Origin of the sequence: Vibrio cholerae (assembly GCF_008369605.1) — a bacterium.
In the GTDB taxonomy this organism is placed as follows: Bacteria; Pseudomonadota; Gammaproteobacteria; order Enterobacterales; family Vibrionaceae; genus Vibrio; species Vibrio cholerae.
Genome location: NZ_CP043556.1, coordinates 1,022,592 through 1,044,593 on the forward strand (window position 1 = coordinate 1,022,592; position 22,002 = coordinate 1,044,593).

The 22,002-nt window shown below is 42.6% G+C and carries 29 protein-coding genes and 2 pseudogenes; 26 read left to right on the top strand and 5 right to left on the bottom strand.

Annotation, left to right across the window (positions count from 1 at the left end; translation table 11 throughout):
- Window positions 1-22 precede the first annotated feature (22 nt).
- Window positions 23-943, bottom strand: a complete 921-nt coding sequence (locus F0316_RS19045; protein ID WP_149560805.1) for an IS5-like element ISVch8 family transposase — start codon at window positions 941-943, stop codon at window positions 23-25.
- Between the two features lie 273 nt (window positions 944-1,216).
- Between F0316_RS19045 and F0316_RS19050 the strand changes: the two genes are divergently transcribed.
- The 15 genes and pseudogenes from F0316_RS19050 to F0316_RS19140 all read left to right on the top strand — a co-directional run bounded on the left by F0316_RS19050 (window position 1,217) and on the right by F0316_RS19140 (window position 10,055).
- Window positions 1,217-1,642, top strand: a complete 426-nt coding sequence (locus tag F0316_RS19050; RefSeq protein WP_000620001.1) for an N-acetyltransferase — start codon at window positions 1,217-1,219, stop codon at window positions 1,640-1,642.
- A 954-nt stretch (window positions 1,643-2,596) separates the two neighbouring features.
- On the top strand, window positions 2,597-2,944 hold the full coding sequence (locus tag F0316_RS19055) for a hypothetical protein (protein WP_000933409.1): 348 nt from the start codon (window positions 2,597-2,599) through the stop codon (window positions 2,942-2,944).
- Window positions 2,945-3,293: 349 nt separating this feature from the next.
- Window positions 3,294-3,356 (top strand): annotated as a pseudogene (locus F0316_RS20365) (DUF645 family protein); the annotation flags it as partial.
- Window positions 3,346-3,465 carry a Tfp pilus assembly protein gene (locus tag F0316_RS20370; protein ID WP_320205350.1) on the top strand — a complete coding sequence of 40 codons (120 nt, stop codon included), beginning with the start codon at window positions 3,346-3,348 and terminating at the stop codon, window positions 3,463-3,465. The pseudogene F0316_RS20365 and the gene F0316_RS20370, both read left to right, overlap by 11 nt.
- Window positions 3,466-3,676: 211 nt before the next feature.
- Complete coding sequence (locus F0316_RS19070; RefSeq protein WP_149560879.1) at window positions 3,677-4,087, top strand: protein-tyrosine phosphatase family protein; 411 nt, start codon at window positions 3,677-3,679, stop codon at window positions 4,085-4,087.
- Window positions 4,088-4,230: 143 nt separating this feature from the next.
- Complete coding sequence (locus F0316_RS19075; protein ID WP_199369743.1) at window positions 4,231-5,241, top strand: DUF2971 domain-containing protein; 1,011 nt, start codon at window positions 4,231-4,233, stop codon at window positions 5,239-5,241.
- Between the two features lie 256 nt (window positions 5,242-5,497).
- Window positions 5,498-5,896: a VOC family protein gene (locus F0316_RS19080; protein WP_021706447.1), complete on the top strand. Its 399-nt coding sequence runs from the start codon at window positions 5,498-5,500 to the stop codon at window positions 5,894-5,896.
- A 227-nt stretch (window positions 5,897-6,123) separates the two neighbouring features.
- Window positions 6,124-6,411 (top strand): type II toxin-antitoxin system RelE/ParE family toxin, encoded by a 288-nt coding sequence (locus F0316_RS19090; RefSeq protein ID WP_001162670.1) that lies wholly within the window; start codon window positions 6,124-6,126, stop codon window positions 6,409-6,411.
- A 10-nt stretch (window positions 6,412-6,421) separates the two neighbouring features.
- Window positions 6,422-6,739, top strand: a complete 318-nt coding sequence (locus tag F0316_RS19095) for a HigA family addiction module antitoxin (RefSeq protein WP_001232701.1) — start codon at window positions 6,422-6,424, stop codon at window positions 6,737-6,739.
- A gap of 292 nt (window positions 6,740-7,031) precedes the next feature.
- Window positions 7,032-7,213 (top strand): annotated as a pseudogene (locus F0316_RS19105) (DUF645 family protein).
- A 197-nt stretch (window positions 7,214-7,410) separates the two neighbouring features.
- Entirely contained in the window at window positions 7,411-7,836 is a 426-nt protein-coding gene (locus tag F0316_RS19115; protein ID WP_149560839.1) for a hypothetical protein, read from the top strand.
- 156 nt (window positions 7,837-7,992) lie between these two features.
- On the top strand, window positions 7,993-8,184 hold the full coding sequence (locus F0316_RS20230) for a DUF3709 domain-containing protein (RefSeq protein ID WP_052145417.1): 192 nt from the start codon (window positions 7,993-7,995) through the stop codon (window positions 8,182-8,184).
- A gap of 269 nt (window positions 8,185-8,453) precedes the next feature.
- Complete coding sequence (locus F0316_RS19125; protein ID WP_001047183.1) at window positions 8,454-8,930, top strand: GNAT family N-acetyltransferase; 477 nt, start codon at window positions 8,454-8,456, stop codon at window positions 8,928-8,930.
- A gap of 118 nt (window positions 8,931-9,048) precedes the next feature.
- On the top strand, window positions 9,049-9,564 hold the full coding sequence (locus tag F0316_RS19135; RefSeq protein WP_000090010.1) for a hypothetical protein: 516 nt from the start codon (window positions 9,049-9,051) through the stop codon (window positions 9,562-9,564).
- 137 nt (window positions 9,565-9,701) lie between these two features.
- Entirely contained in the window at window positions 9,702-10,055 is a 354-nt protein-coding gene (locus F0316_RS19140; RefSeq protein WP_233447430.1) for a hypothetical protein, read from the top strand.
- A gap of 50 nt (window positions 10,056-10,105) precedes the next feature.
- Here the strand turns inward: F0316_RS19140 and F0316_RS19145 are convergent, their stop codons facing one another.
- The 3 genes from F0316_RS19145 to F0316_RS19155 form a co-directional block, all read right to left on the bottom strand.
- Window positions 10,106-11,146: an IS481-like element ISVvu4 family transposase gene (locus tag F0316_RS19145; RefSeq protein ID WP_057569038.1), complete on the bottom strand. Its 1,041-nt coding sequence runs from the start codon at window positions 11,144-11,146 to the stop codon at window positions 10,106-10,108.
- A 371-nt stretch (window positions 11,147-11,517) separates the two neighbouring features.
- Window positions 11,518-11,796, bottom strand: a complete 279-nt coding sequence (locus F0316_RS19150) for a type II toxin-antitoxin system RelE/ParE family toxin (RefSeq protein WP_000578471.1) — start codon at window positions 11,794-11,796, stop codon at window positions 11,518-11,520.
- Window positions 11,793-12,077: a type II toxin-antitoxin system RelB/DinJ family antitoxin gene (locus tag F0316_RS19155; protein WP_000381183.1), complete on the bottom strand. Its 285-nt coding sequence runs from the start codon at window positions 12,075-12,077 to the stop codon at window positions 11,793-11,795. The genes F0316_RS19150 and F0316_RS19155 overlap by 4 nt, the downstream gene beginning before the upstream one ends.
- A gap of 871 nt (window positions 12,078-12,948) precedes the next feature.
- Between F0316_RS19155 and F0316_RS19165 the strand changes: the two genes are divergently transcribed.
- The 6 genes from F0316_RS19165 (at window position 12,949) to F0316_RS19195 (ending at window position 17,174) form a co-directional block, all read left to right on the top strand.
- Window positions 12,949-13,083: a DUF645 family protein gene (locus tag F0316_RS19165; RefSeq protein WP_080299877.1), complete on the top strand. Its 135-nt coding sequence runs from the start codon at window positions 12,949-12,951 to the stop codon at window positions 13,081-13,083.
- Between the two features lie 218 nt (window positions 13,084-13,301).
- A complete protein-coding gene (locus F0316_RS19175; RefSeq protein WP_149560841.1) occupies window positions 13,302-13,715 on the top strand; it encodes a GNAT family N-acetyltransferase in 414 nt (137 codons plus the stop codon).
- Window positions 13,716-13,892: 177 nt separating this feature from the next.
- Window positions 13,893-14,453, top strand: a complete 561-nt coding sequence (locus tag F0316_RS19180) for an O-methyltransferase (protein ID WP_233447431.1) — start codon at window positions 13,893-13,895, stop codon at window positions 14,451-14,453.
- Window positions 14,454-14,604: 151 nt separating this feature from the next.
- The gene (locus F0316_RS19185) at window positions 14,605-15,306 is read left to right on the top strand and encodes a YiiX/YebB-like N1pC/P60 family cysteine hydrolase (RefSeq protein ID WP_001175917.1); all 702 of its coding nucleotides are present in this window, start codon (window positions 14,605-14,607) and stop codon (window positions 15,304-15,306) included.
- A gap of 194 nt (window positions 15,307-15,500) precedes the next feature.
- The gene (locus F0316_RS19190) at window positions 15,501-16,391 is read left to right on the top strand and encodes a bacteriophage abortive infection AbiH family protein (protein ID WP_114721400.1); all 891 of its coding nucleotides are present in this window, start codon (window positions 15,501-15,503) and stop codon (window positions 16,389-16,391) included.
- A 120-nt stretch (window positions 16,392-16,511) separates the two neighbouring features.
- A complete protein-coding gene (locus F0316_RS19195) occupies window positions 16,512-17,174 on the top strand; it encodes a Vat family streptogramin A O-acetyltransferase (protein ID WP_094166355.1) in 663 nt (220 codons plus the stop codon).
- Window positions 17,175-17,279: 105 nt separating this feature from the next.
- On the opposite strand, the gene F0316_RS20410 is transcribed toward F0316_RS19195, so the two are convergent.
- The gene (locus tag F0316_RS20410) at window positions 17,280-17,546 is read right to left on the bottom strand and encodes a hypothetical protein (protein WP_309301377.1); all 267 of its coding nucleotides are present in this window, start codon (window positions 17,544-17,546) and stop codon (window positions 17,280-17,282) included.
- A 135-nt stretch (window positions 17,547-17,681) separates the two neighbouring features.
- Here F0316_RS20410 and F0316_RS19210 point away from each other — a divergent pair, with 135 nt between their 5' ends.
- The 5 genes from F0316_RS19210 (at window position 17,682) to F0316_RS19250 (ending at window position 21,343) form a co-directional block, all read left to right on the top strand.
- Window positions 17,682-18,167 carry a GNAT family N-acetyltransferase gene (locus F0316_RS19210; RefSeq protein ID WP_149560844.1) on the top strand — a complete coding sequence of 162 codons (486 nt, stop codon included), beginning with the start codon at window positions 17,682-17,684 and terminating at the stop codon, window positions 18,165-18,167.
- A 151-nt stretch (window positions 18,168-18,318) separates the two neighbouring features.
- Entirely contained in the window at window positions 18,319-18,888 is a 570-nt protein-coding gene (locus F0316_RS19220) for a flavodoxin family protein (protein WP_084980905.1), read from the top strand.
- Window positions 18,889-19,026: 138 nt separating this feature from the next.
- Window positions 19,027-19,461, top strand: coding sequence for a GNAT family N-acetyltransferase (locus F0316_RS19230; protein WP_000453958.1), 435 nt, complete (start codon window positions 19,027-19,029; stop codon window positions 19,459-19,461).
- Window positions 19,462-19,676: 215 nt separating this feature from the next.
- Window positions 19,677-20,594, top strand: a complete 918-nt coding sequence (locus F0316_RS19240) for an alpha/beta hydrolase (protein ID WP_142735514.1) — start codon at window positions 19,677-19,679, stop codon at window positions 20,592-20,594.
- Between the two features lie 152 nt (window positions 20,595-20,746).
- Window positions 20,747-21,343, top strand: coding sequence for a class I SAM-dependent methyltransferase (locus F0316_RS19250; RefSeq protein WP_084981911.1), 597 nt, complete (start codon window positions 20,747-20,749; stop codon window positions 21,341-21,343).
- Window positions 21,344-22,002 lie beyond the last annotated feature (659 nt).

Consider the following 22,002-nt stretch of genomic DNA (forward strand, 5'->3'; position numbering starts at 1 on the left):
GTAGCCCTACTTAGATTGATAGTTAGCCAATACGGCAAGTTTTAGGCATACCAAGCCCTGTTATCTTATTTAACGCTTTGATCATCGCGTAAGTTTCACCAACTTGTGCGTTGTAATTTCTTAGACTTAATCGTCCACCAAGCAACTGTTTCACGCGATACATCGCCGTCTCGGATAGTGAACGCTTGTGGTAGCCATACCGCTCTTTCCAATGTTTATTCGAACCGAATAACTTTTGACAACCCACCGCTAAGTTTCTTGGATGACCTCGCTCCCAGAATGCTGCGCCTTCTCGTGGAGGGATGAGCGCTATCGCTCGTTTAATGCGGATTGCTGCGTGGCAACCCCTTGTGTCATAAGCACCATCGCCTGATATCTCAAGGATTTTTCGCCGTGTTTGCTTGAGCAAGTTAGGCAGCACCTCTGCATCAGTGACCGAAGATAAGCTCAACTCTGCGGCAATAATTTCGTGTGTACTCGTATCTACTGCGAGATGTAATTTTCGCCACACTCTGCGTTTACCATCCGTGCCATGTTTTTTGACTTTCCACTCACCCTCACCATAAACCTTGAGGCCAGTAGCATCGATAGCAAGGTGCTGAATCGGTCCTTTGGTTTTTGTTTTGAAACTCACGTTAACGTCTTTGGCTCGACGACTGATACAACTGTAGTGTGGGCAGCGCAGTGGGAGTTGGGCAAGTTGAAAAACGGAATCCATAAAGCCTTGCGAAGCACGCAGTGGCATGGAAAAGATACGCTTTACCATCAAAGCAGTAGTGATGGCTAAATCACTGAAAACACGAGGTCTCCCACGCTTGTTTTGCTTCCCTTGTTTCCACTCACTTATCGCTTCTTCGTCAATCCAAAAAGTCAGAGAACCACGATTGATGAGAGCTTGATTGTATTGTTTCCAGTTGTTTGTTTTGTAACGTGGTTTCGGCATGAGGCTACAGAGTGAATGAATGTAGCCGATCAGATCGTAAGCTATTGATTTAGTTCCATCGATTTACGCAACAAAGCCTCGGAATACCGTAAAATATTCACACTATCGAGCTAACAAACGCCTCAAGAGGGACTGTCAACGCGCGGCGTTTCGAGTCCCATTGAGCCGCGGTGGTTACGGTTGTTGTGTTTGAGTTTGGTTGTTATGCGTTGCCAGCCCCTTAGGCGGGCGTTATGTTGCCCCCTAATAAATTTGATTGTCTAGAGTCCGAAAATGATAAGAAAGTACAACGAAAATGACTTGGATTCAGTTCTTGAAATCTGGCTGAATGCGTCAGTTAAAGCTCACGATTTTATCTCGGCTGAGTTTTGGGAATCTCAAGTCGAGAACATGCGTAATATTTATATCCCGGCTTCAGAGGTCTACGTTTACGAAATGGACTCGAAAGTTGTTGGATTTTACGCTCTATATGAAAGTCGTTTAGCTGCCATATTTGTAGCTCCCGAGCTGCAAGGTAAAGGCATTGGTAAGCAATTGCTGAATCACGCAAAAAGTCAGAGAACGATTCTGACGCTATCGGTATATAAAGAAAATCAGGCTAGTTATCAGTTCTACTTGTCCCAAGGTTTTAACGTGGTCAGTGAGCAATTAGATGAACATACAGGGTATCCAGAGTACACAATGAGTACGGGCACATAACAAACGCCTCAAGAGGGACTGTCAACGCGTTGCGTTTACAGTCCCAATGAGCCGCGGTGGTTACGGTTGTTGCGTTTGAGTTTAGTTTTATGCGTTGCCAGCCCCTTAGGCGGGCGTTATGAATAAAGGAGATAGTGTGGAAAAATGTTACATGTGCGATGCAGAGGGAAACACTATGGAGCATGTACTCCTAAATTTTGGGGTTATAGAGGTGTTTGGAAGGTGATTTTGAGTGTTCGCATGGGGGATATTTTGTAGAATGAGTGTATAATGGTAAATGGGAAGATATTGGTATGAAAGGTTGTAAGTGAGCGAAAGTGCATGAGAGTGTTAGATGAGTTGGGAGGTTGTATAGTTTGGTGGGATTTGTAGAGGATGGGATCAGGGGTAGAGAGTGTTGGGATAGGTAATTGTGATGTATGTTTATAGGAGTAGAATAATAATGTGGGGGTGATGGAGAGTTTTTTTGGGTAGTGAAGGTGGGGAAGAGTTTTGTTTTGGGTGGTTGGGTGGAGTAAGTGATAATGTTTTGGTGAGGTATGAGTGGGGGGGTTAGGGATTGGGGGTAAGTGTGGGAGATGTAGTTGGGATGTTAATTTTGTGGGGTTGATGTATGTGTGGGTTTTATTGGTGTGTATAGGGGTGGATGGGTAAGTATTGAGTGTGGGTGTTTTATGTTGATTTAGGGGATTTGGGTGTAGGGTAGTGGTTAAGTTGGTTTAAAGTTGTGATAGGTGTTGGGGGTTATTATTTAAAGATGATTTATGGTGAATTGGTTGGGGTGGGGGGTATGAGTGGAGTGATTGTTTGATGGTTATTTGTATTTTATTAATTATTGTGGGTGGAAATAAGTGGATGGGGGTAGTGAGTGTTGTGTTGGGTGTTGTTGAAGAGGAGTTGGAAGGGAGAAAAAAAAGTTACAAGTATGTTGCTAAGGATGGACGTTGGAATAACATGCTAAATTTATTGAGGTTTTTTCTCATAAGCAATCTCACTGCATCAGCAGTTGTGGTCATGTTTGAGAAATCTACAGGTTTCTTTGGCCTGAGGTCTTGGCCCGATTATGCATTCTTTGTTGTGGTGATCCTTTGGGGGTTAGCAGCCTTATTTTTTATGTACCCACCAGAAGGCGGTTTTGGTGGTGATAGGGCAGAGAGTGTAGCGGGTTCAATGGTGGATAGCTCGGTGGCTAATGAAATTGACAGTGAGCGTTTTTCATCAAACACGATGCTTTGTATCAAACTTTTTGTTTCAGGGTTACCTGCATTTCTAACATGCATAATAGTTAGCACCGCAACATAACAAACGCCTCAAGAGGGACTGTCAACGCGTGGCGTTTCCAGTCCCATTGAGCCGCGGTGGTTTCGGCTGTTGTGATTGAGTTTGGCGTTATGCGTTGTCAGCCCCTTAGGCGGGCGTTAGCTTCTTAAAGCGAAAATTATCAAAATCTGGGTTTAATTGCTTTGAAAACTCAGCTTTTAGCATTCAAATTTCACAACTTGGCTTTCGAGTTTTTCTGATGCCGATTTGGTAGAAAGTGTTGAAAGTTCAGCAGGTTCAAAGCCGCTGAAAACCCACAAGCCTCGATGCTTCAAGGTTGTTGGATGTTCCACACGGCAAGTTTGGTTTCACAAAAGGCTGCATCATCGCTGTGATCTTGCTTTCTTTGTCGCGGACTCTTAACCGTGGCCAACTTAGCCTAGATCGTTTTAAGTTTTGGCAGTTCACTTCACAGCTTTTGGCGTTGGACGTGTGTTTGTGTGATGCTTCTGCGTAAAATGGCTTTCAAACAAATGTGTTTAAAAATCATTGTTAAACAATAGGCTACGAAGCTAACAAACGCCTCAAGAGGGACTGTCAACGCGCGGCGTTTCCAGTCCCAATGAGCCGTGGTGGTTACGGTTGTTGTGTTTGAGTTTAGTGGTAGTGCGTTGCCAGCCCCTTAGGCGGGCGTTATGTGTTTTGAGGCTCAATTGGAAAATCTTTTTTTTCGTAACAAACTCTGTAGCAGGGCGCTGTGGGCCAGATAAAGTCATGTGGGACCTAGAAGAGTTGTGGTCATCTGGAGTTCGAGCAATTATTTCGGTCAATGACGGAGAGAGTGTTCATATTTCACGCCTAAAGGCTATTGGTTTTGCGTATGAACACATTCCTCTTTCGAGTAATGCACCAGTTCAAAGTGGTGATTTTGAGGTTTGTCTTGATGCATTACCTCGAATTATCAAGTTTATTGAACAAAATGAGACTCAAGGCAAAGTTGTAGTACATTGCAAATCAGGCAAAGATCGGACAGGGCTAGCATTAGCAGCATACCTTTTAAAATCCAAAGGGTTCGGTGTAGAAGAATCAATGTCGGCAGTAAAGGATGTTCGTGATATTGCTTTCAGTGCACCAGACTGGGATTGGTTTACAGAAAAAGTTTTGGTTGGTCTGTCTAACACATAACAAACGCCTCAAGAGGGACTGTCAACGCGTGGCGTTTCCAGTCCCATTGAGCCGCGGTGGTTGCAGTTGTTGTGTTTGAGTTTAGTGGTCATGCGTTGCCAGCCCCTTAGGCGAGCGTTAGTTTTCAGCGGTAGAGTTTGAATATGGGACGTGTTGGTAAAAAAATTAAGATGAAAAGGCTAAAGTTAGCCATATCAGAAATTAACCGCAATTCAACGACAAATGAGTTAGGAAGAATGGAAAAAATTTATAAATACTTTAGCTACGATGTCTTAGATTTGGTTTTTGCTAGAGAAGGGTTCTGTGGAGTTAAATGTTCGTTGCCAAAAGACTACAATGACCCGTATGAGCTTTTCTTGGGAATGGACTTGTCTATTCCAACAGAACATTTGGCTTTTTATCACGATGTAATAAGCGGAATTCCTCAGAACCCCACAACTTGCTTTTCTTATTCACCTATCGTTTCACCAATGTGGGCTCATTATGCTAATAATCATTCGGGCTTTGTTCTTGAATTCGATCTTGATAGCTTACAGAAACATTTTGAGGGAAATCCAATCTGGAAAGTATCCTATCGTAAAGCTCCTCTCGAAAGCTTAAAGGGAATACTTGCTAGAGCAGCAGGTACGCTAAAGCCTCGCCATTCTTACGCATTGCAGGAGGCTGTTTTTGTTGAATCGTATTTCTCAAAATATGATCAATGGTCATATGAGCAAGAGTGCCGCTTTGTTGATATGAAAAAAGTAACTGAAAATGTAGCAGGTAATGACATACTGTTTATACCATTAGAATTTGTAACAGCATTTATTGCAGGCCCAAAATTCCCTTCCGATATGGTTCAACGTTCAAATGAAATTACTGCTATTGCGGACATGAAATGGTATGAGCTTGTTATTGGGAAAAGTCATCCTCAGCCATATGTCAAAGATGATAATAGCGATGTTTTCATCTTCAAAGATAAGCAAATAGTTTTATCAGATCACAATTGCAATCTCTGCTCCGAGCCTCTAGTAAACGACAATGAGCTTTGTCCATGGTGTACTATCACCGAGTCCCATAGAGAAATCGCAGCTCAACGAAACCCGTTCAGAATGATAAGTGCCATGGGAGGCTTGGAGGAATATATGGAAGCTATGAGCAAAATTGGGCGGTAGATGTCAAGAAAACTAACAAACGCCTCAAGAGGGACTGTCAACGCGTGGCGTTTCCAGTCCCATTGAGCCGCGGTGGTTGCGGTTGTTGTGTTTGAGTTTTGTGGTAATGCGTTGCCAGCCCCTTAGGCGGGCGTTATGTTGCATTCGAGTAGCTCATTCTAAATATCTGAATATATTGCTCCAATAGTTCGCATTGTTGCATATAAATTTCTGATGTATTTTCCATGGAAGATTAATTCAACAGTAAGGAAAAACAATGACTCCATCGACAAAGGGTGTGCATCACATCGGATTAACCGTTTCAAGATTAGAAGAAAGTGCTAAGTTCTTCACTGGTGTACTTGGTTGGAAAGAGGTGAAAAGAAACCCTGATTATCCAGCTATTTTTGTTAGTGACGGAACGGTAATGTTGACACTTTGGTCTACGAAAACTGACTCACCAACTGAATTTGATAGAAAAGCTAATGTTGGCTTGCACCACTTAGCTTTGTTGATTGAAACTGAAGAGCTTTTAGTGTCGCTCCATGAGCGTTTGAAAGAAGAAGGGGTTTTGATTGAGTTTGAACCTGAACTTGTAAGAGAGGGGCCGGCAAAACATTTGATGTGTTACGACCCAAGCGGTATTCGAATCGAGTTTTTTTGGGCTGGCGTGTAAAGCAACATAACAAACGCTTCAAGAGGGACAGCCAACGCGCGGCATTTTCGCTATGCGTTGGTTTTTGTGGTAACGGTGTTATGCGGTAAGTTGGTAGTAGCGTTGGCTGCCCCTTAAGCGGGCGTTATGTACTTTTCTAAAATCCTTCCTACAAATCAAACTTGTGCACAGTGTCATTATGCGTTAGTCTTTGTCTATGGATGCACAATGAGACAGTGCAAGTTGCAATGGCATTAGAATTTAAAGATAAGTGGTTAGAGCAGTTTTACGAGGATGATAAACGACATCGTTTAATTCCAAGTAGCATAGAGAATGCTCTATTTCGGAAGCTGGAAATCTTAGATGCAGCTCAAGCTGAATCAGACTTAAGAATTCCACCGGGTAATCGTTTTGAACATCTTGAAGGAAATCTTAAAGGTTGGTGTTCAATTCGAGTGAACAAACAGTATCGTTTGATTTTTCAGTGGGTTGATGGTGTTGCACTAAATACTTACTTAGACCCACATAAGTATTGAGGTAACGACTATGCGTAAGACAAAACGTCGTCCAGTTAGCGTTGGGGAAATGTTAAAAGTTGAATTTCTTGAACCAATGGGCATCACATCAAAAGCGCTCGCTGAAGCGATGGGCGTACACAGAAATACGGTGAGTAATTTGATTAATGGTGGTGTGTTAACAGCTCCGGTAGCAATCAAGTTAGCAGCGGCATTAGGCAACACACCAGAATTTTGGCTTAACATTCAACATGCAGTTGACCTTTGGGATACGAGAAATCGTTATCAAGAAGAAGCAAAGTTTGTAAAGCCGTTGTTTGTTTCGCTGGAACAAAGCGCACGTACATAACAAACGCTTCAAGAGGGACAGCCAACGCGTGGCATTTTTACCATGCGTTGGCTTTTGTGATTACGATGTTATGCGGCAAGTTGGCAGTGGCGTTGGCTGCCCCTTAAGCGGGCGTTAGTTTCTATCTAGAAAAAATCATCAAAAGCTCAGATTCAATGCCCTGAAAAATCAGCCTTAAGCGTTCAAGTCGCACTATTTGGCTTTTGAGTCTTGCCTGATGCTGATTTGATAGAAAGTGTTGAAAGTTCAGCTATTTCAAAGTCGCTGAAAGCCAACAAGCCTCGATGCTTCAATATTGTTGGATGCTCCACACGGAAAGTTTGGTTTCATAAAGGCTGCATCATCGCTGTGATCTGGTTTTCTTTGTCGCGGACTCTTAACCGTGGTCAACTCAACCTTGATCGTTTTAAATTTTGGCAGCCAACTTCACAGCTTTTGGCGTTGGACGTGTGTTTGTGTGATGCATTTGCATAAAATGACTTTCAAGCAAATGTGTTAAAAAAGTCATTGCTAAACAATAGGCTACGAAACTAACAAACGCCTCAAGAGGGACTGTCAACGCGTAGCGTTTCCAGTCCCAATGAGCCGCGGAGGTTACGGTTGTTGTTTTTGAGTTTAGTGGTAATGCGTTGCCAGCCCCTTAGGCGGGCGTTAGGCAAAAGGAGTGTAAATTGACAATCAGGAAATACAAAATTGAGATATTGATATGTGTTTTAGCTACTCTATGCATTCTTTTTGGAGTTTTTACATCTTTCGTTTATTCAGACTGGTCGTGGCTAGAGAGAGCTGGCTCTTTGGTCGTAGTTGTTGCCATTTCGTCTTTTTGGCAGTTTGGGCTGGCACGAAAGAAGAAGCTTTCTCAATCATTGTTAACTTATAAATCTATAGTCGAAAGTCAATATGAACAGGTAAAAGAGGGAAAAGCGGAACCTTTCATAGCTCTAGATATTAATGTGCCAGCGGTAAAACAATCGATTAAAACAAACGAAGAACAGTATGACCGCCTGACCAAAATGGAGATCATCTTGGGAGGCATAGGTACTGTTGTTTGGGGCTATGCATCTCCAGTTTTTAATTGTTTAGCACCATTTCAATAATTTGCCTAACAAACGCCTCAAGAGGGACTGTCAACGCGTAGCGTTTCCAGTCCCATTGAGCCGCGGTGGTTTCGGTTGTTGTATTTGAGTTTAGTGTTAATGCGTTGCCAGCCCCTTAGGCGGGCGTTATGCTTAATCCATAAAAATCAGTAGGTTGTGTTTGTTGATTCCCTTGGCATTTCGTTCAGGTTTTGTCGGCAATTCAATATTGTTTTGCGCTGTCTAATGAAACAGCAATGTGTCTGTCGCTGTAAATTTCAGTGTTATTGCCTCATTGAGTTGTCGCGCCCATGCGTGGTGAGTGAGTTTGTCGGAGAGGGTTTCCACATTGGCCTAGTTGCTAAATGAAAGCCTGCATTGGGTCAGTTCATAGGTAAAAGTTGAGTCAGTTCTAGTTCAAGAAAATTCGAAGTTTGGTCAATGATTTCAGTTGGTTATCCTTGAGTTGGTTCAAATGTAAAGTGTTGAAGCTTAAGCATAACAAACGCCTCAAGAGGGACTGTCAACGCGTGGCGTTTCCAGTCCCATTGAGCCGCGGTGGTTACTGTTGTTGTGATTGAGTTTAGTGTTATGCGTTGCCAGCCCCTTAGGCGGGCGTTATAACCTAATGGGAAATCATGAACTTAGAAGAGTTTCAAGAATCGGATTTTGACCTGCTTATAAAATGGATTGACTCAGATGAGTTGAACTATTTATGGGGTGGCCCTGCGTATGTTTTCCCGCTGACTTATGAACAGATCCATTCCCACTGTAGCAAAGCGGAAGTATTTCCCTATCTGCTAAAAGTGAAAGGTAGACATGTCGGGTTTGTTGAGTTGTACAAAGTCACCGATGAGCAATATCGGATTTGCCGTGTCTTTATTTCAAATGCTTATCGTGGGCAAGGGCTATCAAAATCGATGTTGATGTTATTAATCGATAAAGCCCGATTAGATTTTTCTGCAACCAAGCTTAGCTTAGGCGTTTTTGAACAGAACACAGTTGCTAGAAAATGCTATGAGTCATTAGGTTTTGAAGTGGTTTCGACAGAAATTGGTACAAGAGCTTTTAATGGTAAGTTATGGGATCTGGTGCGAATGGAAAAACGGTTATAACAAACGCCTCAAGAGGGACTGTCAACGCGTGGCGTTTCCAGTCCCAATGAGCCGCGGTGGTTACGGTTGTTGTGGTTGAGTTTAGTGTAATGCGTTGTCAGCCCCTTAGGCGGGCGTTATGGCGCAATATGAAACAACCAGTGAGGTGATTGTGAGCCAGAAAGTAAAAGTTGCATTGCTGTGGCTCAAAGATATTCTCGAGTCGAAGCAAATTTCATATCAAATAGTGGGTGGTTTGGCTGCCAAAATCCACGGTGGCTCAAGAGAAGTCGCAGATATTGACCTCTATATTCACAAAAGTGACGTGCATAAAATCTTGGCGGATGTTAGCCAATACATTTCAAAGCCTCTTACTCATTACATCGAAGGCTCTTGGGATTTAGAGTATTTTCAGTTGATTTATGGCTCACAGAAAATCGAAATAGGCCTAGCGCCAGGAACTAAAATACGAGCATCGGAAGGTGATAAGTGGCATGAGCTACATACCAATTTTGAGCGTTCAGTTTCAGGTGAATACTTGGGTGTTGTAGTGCCGACAATACCTGTTGATGATTTGGTTGCTTACAAACGTGTGCTTGGCCGAGAAGTTGATTTGATTGATATTCAAGAGTTAACGGGTGAAATTGCGCCATAACAAACGCCTCAAGAGGGACTGTCAACGCGCGGCGTTTCCAGTCCCAATGAGCCGCGGTGGTTGCAGTTGTTGTGTTTGGGTTTAGTGTTATGCGTTGCCAGCCCCTTAGGCGGGCGTTAGCCTTATAGGAGGAAATCTTGGACGTCGTACTAATTTTTGTCGTTCCATTCATAGGATTGTGTGGCGTTATAATCGGTGCTTTACTTCAAGCTTTCCTAAACAGAAAAAATCAGAAAGTTAGTCATCTTTCGGAGCTGCAGAATAAATCGTACGCAGATTTTTTAAATGCAGCGTCGAAAATTGCAGTAGCTCAACGGTTAAATGATCGTAAAGAGGTCGAGAGAGAGCTTTCTAACTTAGCGGATGCGAAATCTCGTATTTGTGTATATGGTGATGCATCGGTAGTTCAACATCTTGCCTCCTTTCTAAGAGCAGGCGGTACGTTACAAACAGAACAAGAGATACTTTCTTTTACATATCTGTTGTACTAATTCAGACCTGATCTGACAGTTACCCACTTTTCGACTTGGTGCCTGTCAGATTATATCTGGGCTAGATTCTTTTCAGCCCAGATTGATTTCCCATCCTTTAATGTTTCTATCGGCGTTCTGCCACAGCACATTTTTCCTTGATGAGTACGGTGATTGTTGTAGTAGTCCATCCATTCGTCCAGATCTTTCTGCAACTCTTCGATAAAACCATACAGTTTCTTTCTGAATGTCACTTGGTAGAACTCATTCAATATGGTCTTGTGGAAGCGCTCGCAGATACCATTTGTTTGTGGTGACATCGCTTTAGTTTTCGTGTGGTCGATATCATTAATGGCTAGGTAGAGCTGGTAATCGTGCTGTTCAACACGACCACAGTATTCAGTGCCTCGGTCAGTCAAGATTCGCAGCATTGGCAGTTCATGCGCCTCAAAGAACGGTAGAACCTTATCATTCAACATATCCGCTGCTGTGATTGGTGTTTTCGTTGTGTAGAGCTTGGCAAAGGCGACTTTACTGTAGGTATCAACGAAGGTTTGTTGATAGATGCGCCCAACACCTTTCAAGTTGCCAACATAGAACGTGTCTTGAGAGCCGAGATAACCTGGATGCGCTGTTTCTATCTCACCACAAGCCTCATCATCGTGCTTCTTACGCTCAAGAGCCGCGACTTGCTCGTCCGTTAGGATAATACCGTTCTCTGCGACCTGTTTCTCCAGTGCGATAAGACGTTTCTTGAAGTTCTCTAGGTCATTGCGAAGCCAGATTGAGCGTACGCCACTTGGAGAGATAAACACCCCCAGTTTACGTAATTCATTACTCGTTCTAACTTGTCCATGAGCTGGGAAGTCGATGGCGTATTTGATAACGGCTTGCTCAGTTTCACTATCAACACGGTTCTTTAAGTTCGGTGCTCTTCGGCTCTGGTTAATCAGAGCATCAATACCGCCCGTCTCAACCAACTCTTGATAACGGTAGAAAGTATCTCTTGATACCCCCATAACCTTACAGGCTCTAGATACATTACCGAGTTCTTCTGCAAGATTGAGAAGGCCCGCTTTGTGTTTGATGATTGGATTGCTAGTATGAAGCATGAGAGTTACCTCTTTTTGTCTTTGACTAGTGATTAAGCACCTTTAATCAAAGTGGGTAACTCTCTTCTTTTCAAATTGAAGTGTCAGATCTAGTCGGAACTAATACATATCTGTGTATGGAAATTCGAAAATCTGTTGGGATGTCTGACAAATTGTTGTTATCTCAAGACATATCTCAGCTTTTGTTTAGTGTTGACGTCAAAGATACGGAAACTCCGTAAAAATAAGGCTAACAAACGCCTCAAGAGGGACTGTCAACGCGCGGCGTTTCCAGTCCCATTGAGCCTCGGTGGTTTCGGTTGTGGTGTTTGAGTTTAGTTGTATGCGTTGTCAGCCCCTTAGGCGGGCGTTAGTTGCCAATCAGCAACAAATCAGTCGTTTGGAAATTTTTGTTTCTGATGTAGTACACGCATTATTCGAATTTTAGAACCATCAACCCAATACGAAACAATCATTGATATCTCAGGGATAATAAGCAATCTGCCTCTAATGCCATCACGCTGAACACCCATTAGTGGTTGCTCAAGCAAATTTTCGACTTTGGCTTCTATGAGCTCGTCCGTTTTTTCAGCGGCTGCTGGGTTAAAGTCGTAAAGAAATTCGAAAATTTTCTCACGATCATTGAGAGATGCTTCTTCCCAGAAAATCATGCGTGGCCTCGATTTCGGATTTTAGCTTTGCGTTCAGCCATTCGTGCTTTGGCGATGTCATGTTCAATGAATACTGCTTTTCCTGAGTCGAACTTCTCAAATGCTTGATTCACTTGTTCAGTTAGCCATGCATCGTGAGATAATGCCTTGCGTTGCTGCTCAGCTAATTGTTCAGTGAGTTCACGGCAAGCATCGCTAAGAGTTCGACCTTGGCTTTCTGCCATTTGTTGAGCTAAACGTTTTGTTTCTTCGTCTACACGAAATTGAATTCTAGTATCCATGGTGAGCTCCTTTGTTGTGTGTACGAATGTTAGCACTGGTATTGATGTAGGGCAACTAACAAACGCCTCAAGAGGGACTGTCAACGCGCGGCGTTTCCAGTCCCAATGAGCCGCGGTGGTTGCAGTTGTTGTGTTTGAGTTTGGTGGTAATGCGTTGCCAGCCCCTTAGGCGGGCGTTAGCTTAAAACATTAAAAATCAATTGTTTGCTGCTTGTTCATTCTTCCTTCGGCAATTCGTTTAGGTTCTCGGCAAATCAGCATTGTTTGCCAACGCAAGTCTTGATCAGTTGCCTCAATTGAGTTTTGGGAATGCACGAGGTTAGCCAGTTTGGCGCAAAGTCGCTTTGGCAGTTTTGCTTTCGCTTTGAGGAGTTTTCCGAAAATGAGTTCTCAAAATTTACTGGTTTCAAAGCAAGTGAACGGTTACAAAGCTTGAGTCATTCCGGGTTTTAAAGCTCAAGTGGTTTGCCAGTTTTCTAAATCAAGTTAATCTCAGGTTTGATCAATCTAAGGTGCTGAAATTTAAGCTAACAAACTGCTTAAGCGGGATTCGCAATGCGTGACATTTTCAGCATGCGGTGAGTTTTGTGATTAAGGCGGTGTGCGGTAGCTTTCGTAGTGCATTGCTCACCCCTTAGCAGGGCGTTAGTTTCTATCTAGAAAAAATCATAAAAAGCTCAGGTTTAACGTTCTGAAAAATCAACTTTAAGCGTTCAAGCCGCACAATTGTGTTTTTGAGTTTTTCTTGATGCTAATTTGGTAGAAAGCGTTGAAAGTTCAGTAGATGCAAAGTCGTTGAAAACCAACAAGCCTCGAAGCTTCAATGTTGTCGGATATTCAACACGATCAATTTGGTTTCATAAAAGGCTGAATCATCGCTGTGATCTGGCTTTCTTTATCGCGGACTCTTAACCGTGACCAACTTAACCTTGATCGTTTTGAGTTTTGGCAGCCAACTTCACAGCTTTTGGTGTTGGACGTGTGTTTGTTCGATGCATTTGCGTAAAATGCTTTCCAAGCAAAAGTGTTAAAAAATCATTGCTAAACAAATGGCTACGAAACTAACAAACGCCTCAAGAGGGACTGTCAACGCGTAGCGTTTCCAGTCCCATTGAGCCGCGGTGGTTTCGGTTGTTGTGTTTGAGTTTAGTGGTAGTGCGTTGCCAGCCCCTTAGGCGGGCGTTATAAGCAAGTTGAAGTTTGGGCTTTAAAGGAAAGTGAAAAATGGAAGTTGAATATTTTGTAAATCGCCCAATTACGCCAGAGCAGTTTGTGGAACTCCTCAATCAGACAACGCTTGGAGATAGACGTCCAACCGATAATTACGAATGTATCAGTGGGATGTTGGCAAATACGGATTTGCTTGTTTCAGCTTGGATTGGTGAGCGGCTTGTCGGTATTGCTCGCTCGGTGACAGATTTTCATTACTGCTGCTACTTATCGGATTTGGCTGTCTCGGAGCTGGTCCAATCGAAAGGTATTGGTAAAGAATTGATCCGACAGACTTTCGCTAGTCTTAAAAAAGGTTGTAAGTTGATTTTGTTATCAGCACTACAAGCAACTGAATACTATCCAAAAATTGGTTTTAAGCAGCATAACAGCGCATGGCTAATGTCGGATTTAGAAGAGCTTCTGTAACGTTGGTATCTTGCTTATAACAAACGCCTCAAGAGGGACTGTCAACGCGCGGCGTTTCCAGTCCCATTGAGCCGCGGTGGTTGCAGTTGTTGTGTTTGAGTTTAGTGTTATGCGTTGCCAGCCCCTTAGGCGGGCGTTATACCTATTGAGGGAAATACATTGGAATTTCAAAGAATCATGGAAGATTTAGAGCAGTTCGGGATACAAAACGATCTTGCTCAATCTGATAAATCAAAGAAGTACCTGAATATTACAAGAGACACTGGTGAGTTTCTATCTGTGCTTGTTAAAGCTACGGGGGCAAGAAGAATCTTGGAAATTGGCACATCTAACGGATATTCGACGATTTGGTTAGCTTCTGCACTTCCCGATGATGGTAAGGTTTACACCATTGAAGCTAACCCTCAGAAAATCGAAGAGGCCTCGTTAAATTTCAATCAGACGCATACAAGCTCGAAGATAGTTCAACTTGTCGGAGACGCTACGGAGGTCCTATCTAATGTGCCTGAAAGCATGGACTTTATCTTCCTTGATGCTGACAGGAAAACCTATGTATCGTTAGCTGACGACTTATTCAATCTTCTAAAAACGGGTGGTTTGTTGGTCTGTGACAATGCCACCTCTCATGCAGATGAACTTGAAGAATTCAGAGCGTGGGTAAGCTCTCAGCACAACCTGAGCGTTTCGTTAGTGCCTATAGGTAAAGGTGAGTTACTGGTCTATAAGGATGAAAAATAGGTATAACAAACGCCTCAAGAGGGACTGTCAACGCGCGGCGTTTCCAGTCCCATTGAGCCGCGGTGGTTTCGGCTGTTGTGTTTGAGTTTTATGTTATGCGTTGCCAGCCCCTTAGGCGGGCGTTAGTTGCTAAACATAATATGGAGAATTTGTGCAATTAGGTGATGTTATGCTTGTGCGAGGTGAGGGACCTATTTCAGCTGGACTGCAAGCAGTACAGCAAGTAATCCATCCTGGGACTCGTTCAAGTCATGTTCTTTTCTGTTTGAGTGACGGATGTTTTATACATGCTACAGGTGATGGTGGTGTTCATCTTAAGTTTGTTTTAGATGAGCTTAATGAAGTAAAAGAAAACTGGAGAGTCATCCGTTTGAGACATTTACCTGCAAGTAAACGTGACGCACTTTCTCTCGCAGGCTTTTACTTTCTAGATCAAGCTTATAATCACAAGTTTCTCATTTCAGGTAGTCCTCATAAGGCTTTTTGTTCAGAGTTAGTAGGTAAGATTTTTCAACGTGCAAATATACCTATCATGGGGAACAAATTACCTCATCGACTTACTCCAGCTCATTTTGATCGTGAAGCTGATAAGCAAATAATGTGGGAAGATGTTACTGATGAGTGCAAGGCATACCTATCGTCCCATGAGCACTTAGAGGATGAACATCGTTTAGTTTTTAATACTCTGGAACGATCTTTGCACCGAAATAAGTTTCTTGCCGAAAGAAAAGCCGAAGTTTGGAATTTGCTAGAAGCATTTGACCCTGAAATGTATTCCAAAATAAAACCAGTCTTAGACGAGGCATCTCAGAAAGCGAGGGTTAAGTTTTGGAACCAAGAAGATCGCAACTAACAAACGCCTCAAGAGGGACTGTCAACGCGTGGCGTTTCCAGTCCCATTGAGCCGCGGTGGTTTCGGTTGTTGTGTTTGAGTTTAGTGGTAATGCGTTGCCAGCCCCTTAGGCGGGCGTTAGAGGGCAACTTGCTCAAGTATACCGTGGCGACTAGGTTTTACTAATTACAATATACGAAAATAGAGTATTCAAATTGACAACTTTAGTTATCGTCGGCAACGGCTTCGACATACAAAACGGACTACCAACAAGTTATTGGCATTTTTATAAGAAATATAGTTCTCGTCTCGATAGGCACTTTGTATATTTTCCAGATTTTTTTGATGATCAAGAATGGTCAAATTTCGAAGAAAACTTAGGTCGTTTTGACGAAGATAACTTTCGAGAAAATGAAGCATGGGAACCAAGTATGGATGATATGATAGAGTCATCTAAATATGCTAACGGTTATAATGACGAAATTTCGCAGAAAATAGGTGAGTTAGTTGATGATATAGAAAGCGCATTTACAACTTGGATTAGAAGTATTGATGTAAAAAGAGCTAACAAATTTATGGATTTTCCGATTGGGTGTAAGTTTATAAACTTTAATTATACATCGACCCTTCAAGATGTTTATTCGGTACCTGAAGAGGATGTTCTCCATCTTCATGGCAAAGCTAAATCGAATGTGATATTCGGACATGGTTTAGGAAATGGTAGCCAAGCCTCATCTATGGCTCCAAATGACGATGAACCTTGGTTTGAAGAAGCATTTCAAACCCTTGCATCTGTTACTGATAAATTTCATAAGCCAGTAGATGATATCGTTAACGAGCATCGATGCCAGTTAGAGGGGTATGATGATGTTACGAAAATCGTTGTAATTGGTCATTCTATAAATGATATTGATGTTCCATATTTTCAGTGCATTTTGAAGTCTTATCCAGACGCTATATGGAGAAATTGGAATCATAAAAGTGAAGAAAATGATGGTGTTTCAGATACACATAATAGGCTGTTAAGTATTGGAATTCCCCGTGAAAAACTTTTCTCACTGTCATCCAAAAAGTTAAGTAGGGCATATCCACTTGCCGTAACCTGAACGTCAGCCCTCTAACAAACGCCTCAAGAGGGACTGTCAACGCGTGGCGTTTCCAGTCCCATTGAGCCGCGGTGGTTTCGGTTTTGTGTTAATGCGTTGTCAGCCCCTTAGGCGGGCGTTATGAGCCAATATGGAGAAATTATTTTGTACGGTCCAAATCCAAATGATAAAGAGCCAATGAAAGGTTTTCCTCAAGTTGGCTATCTAAAAAACTATATTAAGTCTCCAAATATTGAAGTTGGTGATTATACGTATTATGACGATCCTAATGGGCCTGAGAATTTTGAAAGTAATGTGCTTTATCACTTTCCTTTTATTGGGGATAAGTTAAAGATTGGAAAATTTTGTGCTATTGCTAAAGACGTTAAATTCATCATGAATGGTGCAAATCACAGTATGTCAGGTTTTTCAACTTACCCCTTTTTCATTTTTGGCAATGGTTGGGAAACGTCAGCCCCACAAGTTGGTGAGTTACCTTATAAGGGGGATACTGTAATTGGTAATGACGTCTGGTTGGGATATGAATCAACTATTATGCCGGGAATAACGATTGGTGATGGTGCAATCGTTGCTAGTAAGTCAGTAGTAACACAAGATGTGCCGCCTTATAGCATTGTTGGCGGAAATCCCGCTAAGGTTTTGAAACATCGTTTTGAGCCATATGTCGTAGATAAATTGTTAGCAATTGCATGGTGGGATTGGAGTGCGGAGAAAATAACGAAAAACCTAAAAGCAATAACACACAATGAATTAGATTTGCTTTTAGTGGAAAGTGGCTCATAACAAACGCCTCAAGAGGGACTGTCAACGCGTGGCGTTTCCAGTCCCATTGAGCCTCGGTGGTTACGGTTGTTGTGTTTGAGTTTAGTGTTATGCGTTGCCAGCCCCTTAGGCGGGCGTTAACTGGCAAAATGGAAATGCCAAAAGCATCTGAGCAAAAGGAGTTTGTAAATGTTTCGTTGTGGGCAATGCCGTCATTTCGAAAGAGCTAAAAATAATCTCAAGGATCTTTGTGGTGCTTGGGAACAACCTACGACTGCAACGCGTGAAGCTTGCGGATTTTTCATGCTCAGAAAACCAGCCCGAGATGTGAAAACACCAAACGAAGAGTAGAGTAATCTTCTTTGTGTTGGTTAAAAGTGCAGTGAAAATCATAAGCACTGGCCAGTTAACAAACGCCTCAAGAGGGACTGTCAACGCGCGGCGTTTCCAGTCCCATTGAGCCGAAGTGGTTGCAGTTGTTGCGTTTGAGTTTAGTGTTATGCGTTGCCAGCCCCTTAGGCGGGCGTTATGTTCACACGAGGAAATATGGAAGTTTATTGTAAAATTTTAAAGCCGCAAGATAGCCTGAAATATCGAGAGTTACGGTTAGAAAGCTTACGGTTATACCCTGAGGCATTTGGCTCTGATTACAAGACCCAATCCCAATTACCGAAGTTGTTCTTCGAACAAATGATCGAAAAGGAGAGCAATGATCACATTATGCTGGGTGCTTTTTACAATAATGAATTAGTCGGGTTATGTGGCTTGCTTTCTTTAGAACAGTCGCACTCATTAGAGCTAGTTCAAATGTACGTATCACCAAATGTACGTGGGAAGTCAATCGGACAAACTCTTTTAACTAAAGCGAAGTCGGTGTTACAGGATTGCAATGGGGATAGGCTAGAGCTAACGGTTTATTCCGGTAATCTTGCTGCTATTAAATCTTATGAAAAATTTGGTTTTATCCGTGTTGCAAGTCAACTTAAAGAAATTGTTATGCATTTTAAGCTGTGAACATAACAAACGGTTCAAGAGGGACAACCAACGCGTGGCATTTTTACTATGCGTTGATTTTTGTGGTTACGGTGTTATGCGGAAAGTTGGTAGTAGCGTTGGTTGCCCCTTAACCGGGCGTTATGTTTTTCCGTAGAAAAAGGACACATCAGTGAAAATAGCGGTAATTTACTTTACTAAAACAGATGTTACAGGAAAGTTGGCGCAAGAAGTTATCAAAGGGGTCTGTGGCGCAGAGCCGAATGCAGTTGTTCTTGAACATCGTATTGACGGAAAGGAAATTGTAGAGGGGCGGTTTATCAACCCCACACTTTTCGAAAGTCTACTCGAATGTGATGCCATCATAATGGGCTCACCTACATATATGGGTGGCGTTTCTGCTCAATTCAAAGCATTTGCTGATGCAAGTAGTGAGTTTTGGAGTGAGCAAATGTGGTCAAGTAAAGTGGCGGCGGGTTTTACAAGTGGTAGCGCTCCGAATGGCGATCAATCAAGTACGCTAAATTATTTGATTACTTTGGCAAACCAACACGGTATGTATTGGGTTGGCCTAGATTTGGCTCATGGTTATAAAGATCAAGGTTTAAATCGCTTTGGCTGCCAGCTTGGTGTTGTTTCTCAATCAGTTGATGGTGTTGCTGACGAGGTTGATTTACTTTCAGCTAGGTATTTAGGGCAGAGGGTTGTGGGTTTGGTTTCTAAACTTAGGCCCAAAACATAACAAACGCTTCAAGAGGGACCGCCAACGCGCGGCATTTTTACTATGCGTTGTTTTTTGTGATTACGGTGTTATGCGGAAAGTTAGAAGTGGCGTTGGCTGCCCCTTAAGCGGGCGTTATGTGTAAGCAGAGGAAAATGCATGGAAGTAAGTCTGAAAGTTAGTAGTGACCTCTTGTTTGCAGAGTCCTTAACAAAGTCAAATATGGCAAGTTACTATCAAGCCCGTGGGCTAACCTGGGATCATAATCGGTTCCTAAGTAGTTGGGATGAGTTAGACAACTACGAAATCTATCTAGGCCTAGCTCGTGTTGGTGTGTTGCGTTTGAGCTACAGTAACGATGTGACCTTCTTGAGAGATTTTCAAATTTTGCCCGAGTTTCAGGGATGCGGAATTGGGTCTAAGTGCCTTGAGCTAGTTGTTAGACATGCGCTCGACAGACAATCCACAAAGCTAGTTCTGCGTGTGTTTAGTGAAAATCCAGCAATCAATCTGTATGAGTCAAAGGGGTTTGTTAGAGTATCTGAAATCAAAGGGTTGATTGAAATGGAGCTCCCTTTAAATTCACACACATAACAAACGCCTCAAGAGGGACTGTCAACGCGCGGCGTTTCCAGTCCCATTGAGCCGCGGTGGTTTCGGCTGTTGTGATTGAGTTTAGTGGTCATGCGTTGTCAGCCCCTTAGGCGGGCGTTATGTTTAATCAGCATCACAAATTGCTACTGTTTTTATATACAGCTTTATGTGTTCGGCTATCATCACGAGCTTTGAACACATTCGAAGAATTAAATATGACCAACTATCTAGAGCGTGGCATTAAAGAACTCGTTGAAGAGTTCATTTCTAGTGGAAAACCCTGTCCATCAAAACAAACTATTTCTGAGCGTCGGGCAGGTTATCTCTCAAGTACGGTTTTGGCTGGCTCAAGTCCTGAAATGGCCGATGAGTTTGTTGATGAGCTGGATGGCATACAAGTCAAAGTTTATAAGCCAAGTGATAAAATTGATTTGCCAATTACAATTTATTTTCATGGCGGTTGTTTCATTAGCGGTGGTTTTGAAACACATGAAGCACAACTAAGGCAGTTAGCTCATTTATCAGAGACTATAGTAGTTTGCATTAAGTACCGCTTAGCACCAGAGCATGCATACCCATCAGCTCATGATGATGTATTTCAGGCCGCATTAGGTATCAAAGAACATGGTCATAAATATGGCGGCGATACTGAACATGTGTTCTTTGTCGGTGATAGTGCAGGTGCACAATTAGCTCTTGCTACAGCACTTCGTTTGAAAAACAAAAAGCTGTGGCTACCTGAGAAACAAATCCTAATATATCCCATGGTTGACCCCTTGGGGGCGTCTGATAGTTATCGGAAAAATGGTACAGATTTCATTATTACTGCACAAATGTTGTTGTCCGGTTTCCAGCTTTATGCGGGTGAGTCAGAGCGGTTGGCCAGTGAAAAAGAACTGAATCTATTGGCACGAAAGGATCTTCAAGGTTTACCTCCAACCTTGATTATCACTGCTGAGTATGACCCACTGCGAGATGAAGGAGAGCAGTTGTACAGGTTGCTTCTTTCCCAAGGTGTTGACGCTTATTGTGAACGTTACCTAGGTGTAATACATGGTTTCTATCAACTGTCGGGTGTAAGTGAGTCTGCAAGGCGTTGTATTAGAAATATTGCAAATGCAATCAAAAATTAAACATAACAAACGCCTCAAGAGGGACTGTCAACGCGTGGCGTTTCCAGTCCCATTGAGCCGCAGTGGTTTCGGTTGTTGTGTTTGAGTTTCGTGTAATGCGTTGTCAGCCCCTTAGGCGGGCGTTATGTACTTTTACGGAAAATTAGAAACTTATGGATAAAAATGCTGAAATTTGGCGTCAGTTCTACGAAAAAGCACTATCTCGTCCACATTCAAAAAGTACTGAGTTTGCAGTTCGTCTCAATGAATCAAATCTCAAAGTAGCTACTGACTGTGGTTGTGGAACAGGCAGCGATATCCAGTATCTAGAACAACAGGGTTTTCGAGTTCATGGCTTCGATATAAATCCTGATTCGGTTGCTATTTGTAGAGACAGGTTTGGTTCAAGGTCGTTAGTGAACATTTCGGAGTCTTCGTTTGAGTCTTTTGACTATCCAAAATCTGGTGTTGTTATCGCAAATTCTAGTCTGTTCTTTGCTGACCCAAACCAGTTTGAAACGACTTGGCGCAACATTAAATCTTCAATTGAAGCCGGTGGGGTATTTTCGGGTGACTTCATGGGTTTCAAAGACAGTTGGGCTGAAAACTATCGTAGCCCGACAACACCTTTATCGGAGTTAGAGGTAAAGGGTTTGTTCTCTGACTTTGAAATAGTCAGGTTCTTTGAACGTGATGAAAATGCTAAAACTTCATTGGGTAGAATGAAGCATTGGCACACATATTCCGTGGTGGCGGTGAAACGTACATAACAAACGCTTCAAGAGGGACAGCCAACGCATGGCATTTTTACTATGCGTTGGTTTTCGTGGTTACTGTGTTATGCGGAGAGTCAGTAGTGGCGTTGGCTGCCCCTTAAGCGGGCGTTATGCTTAATCACGAAAAATCAGTGGTTTATGATTGTTCTTTGTTCCCTTGGCTTGTGAGTTTCGTGCTCGTCGGCAAGTTGGCTTCAGTAGGCGCTGTTTTCCGGACACTTATTCTTTGGCGCTGGAAATTCAGATAATTGCCTCAATCCAGTATCGGGCAGGCACGAGGTTAGAGCGGTTGGCTCAATCAGAAATTTGATCTTGGATTTTTCGTTTTGGCTGGCAAAGTTCAAAGTCTGGTTTTCTAAATTATGAGTCATTTCAGTTTTCTACGCTTTGGCTTTTGTTTGTGAATCAAAGCTGAGTTAATCTTGGTTCAGGTAAAACGTAAGTTATTGAAGCTTAAGCATAACAAGGCGTTCAAGTGGGATTCATGCCGCGTGGCATTTTTGGTTTGCGTTGAGTTTTGGTGGTGAAAGTGGTCTGCGGAAGCTTGGTTTATGCGGCATTCACCCCTTAACGCAGCGTTAGTTTCTATCTAGAAAAAATCATCAAAAGATCAGATTCATGCCCTGAATAATCAGCTTTAAATGTTCAAGTCG

Excerpts from the sequence above, each read along its gene's own strand:
- F0316_RS19080 (WP_021706447.1), top strand. The coding sequence starts at position 5,498 with ATGACTCCATCGACAAAGGGTGTGCATCACATCGGATTAACCGTTTCA.
- F0316_RS19135 (WP_000090010.1), top strand. The coding sequence starts at position 9,049 with ATGGCGCAATATGAAACAACCAGTGAGGTGATTGTGAGCCAGAAAGTA.
- F0316_RS19240 (WP_142735514.1), top strand. The coding sequence starts at position 19,677 with ATGACCAACTATCTAGAGCGTGGCATTAAAGAACTCGTTGAAGAGTTC.
- F0316_RS19075 (WP_199369743.1), top strand. The coding sequence starts at position 4,231 with ATGGGACGTGTTGGTAAAAAAATTAAGATGAAAAGGCTAAAGTTAGCC.
- F0316_RS19210 (WP_149560844.1), top strand. The coding sequence starts at position 17,682 with ATGTTCACACGAGGAAATATGGAAGTTTATTGTAAAATTTTAAAGCCG.
- F0316_RS19095 (WP_001232701.1), top strand. The coding sequence starts at position 6,422 with ATGCGTAAGACAAAACGTCGTCCAGTTAGCGTTGGGGAAATGTTAAAA.
- F0316_RS19230 (WP_000453958.1), top strand. The coding sequence starts at position 19,027 with ATGGAAGTAAGTCTGAAAGTTAGTAGTGACCTCTTGTTTGCAGAGTCC.
- F0316_RS19250 (WP_084981911.1), top strand. The coding sequence starts at position 20,747 with ATGGATAAAAATGCTGAAATTTGGCGTCAGTTCTACGAAAAAGCACTA.
- F0316_RS19090 (WP_001162670.1), top strand. The coding sequence starts at position 6,124 with ATGGCATTAGAATTTAAAGATAAGTGGTTAGAGCAGTTTTACGAGGAT.
- F0316_RS19180 (WP_233447431.1), top strand. The coding sequence starts at position 13,893 with ATGGAAGATTTAGAGCAGTTCGGGATACAAAACGATCTTGCTCAATCT.
- F0316_RS19155 (WP_000381183.1), bottom strand. The coding sequence starts at position 12,077 with ATGGATACTAGAATTCAATTTCGTGTAGACGAAGAAACAAAACGTTTA.
- F0316_RS19045 (WP_149560805.1), bottom strand. The coding sequence starts at position 943 with ATGCCGAAACCACGTTACAAAACAAACAACTGGAAACAATACAATCAA.
- F0316_RS19050 (WP_000620001.1), top strand. The coding sequence starts at position 1,217 with ATGATAAGAAAGTACAACGAAAATGACTTGGATTCAGTTCTTGAAATC.
- F0316_RS19145 (WP_057569038.1), bottom strand. The coding sequence starts at position 11,146 with ATGCTTCATACTAGCAATCCAATCATCAAACACAAAGCGGGCCTTCTC.
- F0316_RS19125 (WP_001047183.1), top strand. The coding sequence starts at position 8,454 with ATGAACTTAGAAGAGTTTCAAGAATCGGATTTTGACCTGCTTATAAAA.
- F0316_RS19175 (WP_149560841.1), top strand. The coding sequence starts at position 13,302 with ATGGAAGTTGAATATTTTGTAAATCGCCCAATTACGCCAGAGCAGTTT.
- F0316_RS19150 (WP_000578471.1), bottom strand. The coding sequence starts at position 11,796 with ATGATTTTCTGGGAAGAAGCATCTCTCAATGATCGTGAGAAAATTTTC.
- F0316_RS19195 (WP_094166355.1), top strand. The coding sequence starts at position 16,512 with ATGAGCCAATATGGAGAAATTATTTTGTACGGTCCAAATCCAAATGAT.
- F0316_RS19055 (WP_000933409.1), top strand. The coding sequence starts at position 2,597 with ATGCTAAATTTATTGAGGTTTTTTCTCATAAGCAATCTCACTGCATCA.
- F0316_RS19070 (WP_149560879.1), top strand. The coding sequence starts at position 3,677 with ATGTGGGACCTAGAAGAGTTGTGGTCATCTGGAGTTCGAGCAATTATT.
- F0316_RS20410 (WP_309301377.1), bottom strand. The coding sequence starts at position 17,546 with ATGATTTTCACTGCACTTTTAACCAACACAAAGAAGATTACTCTACTC.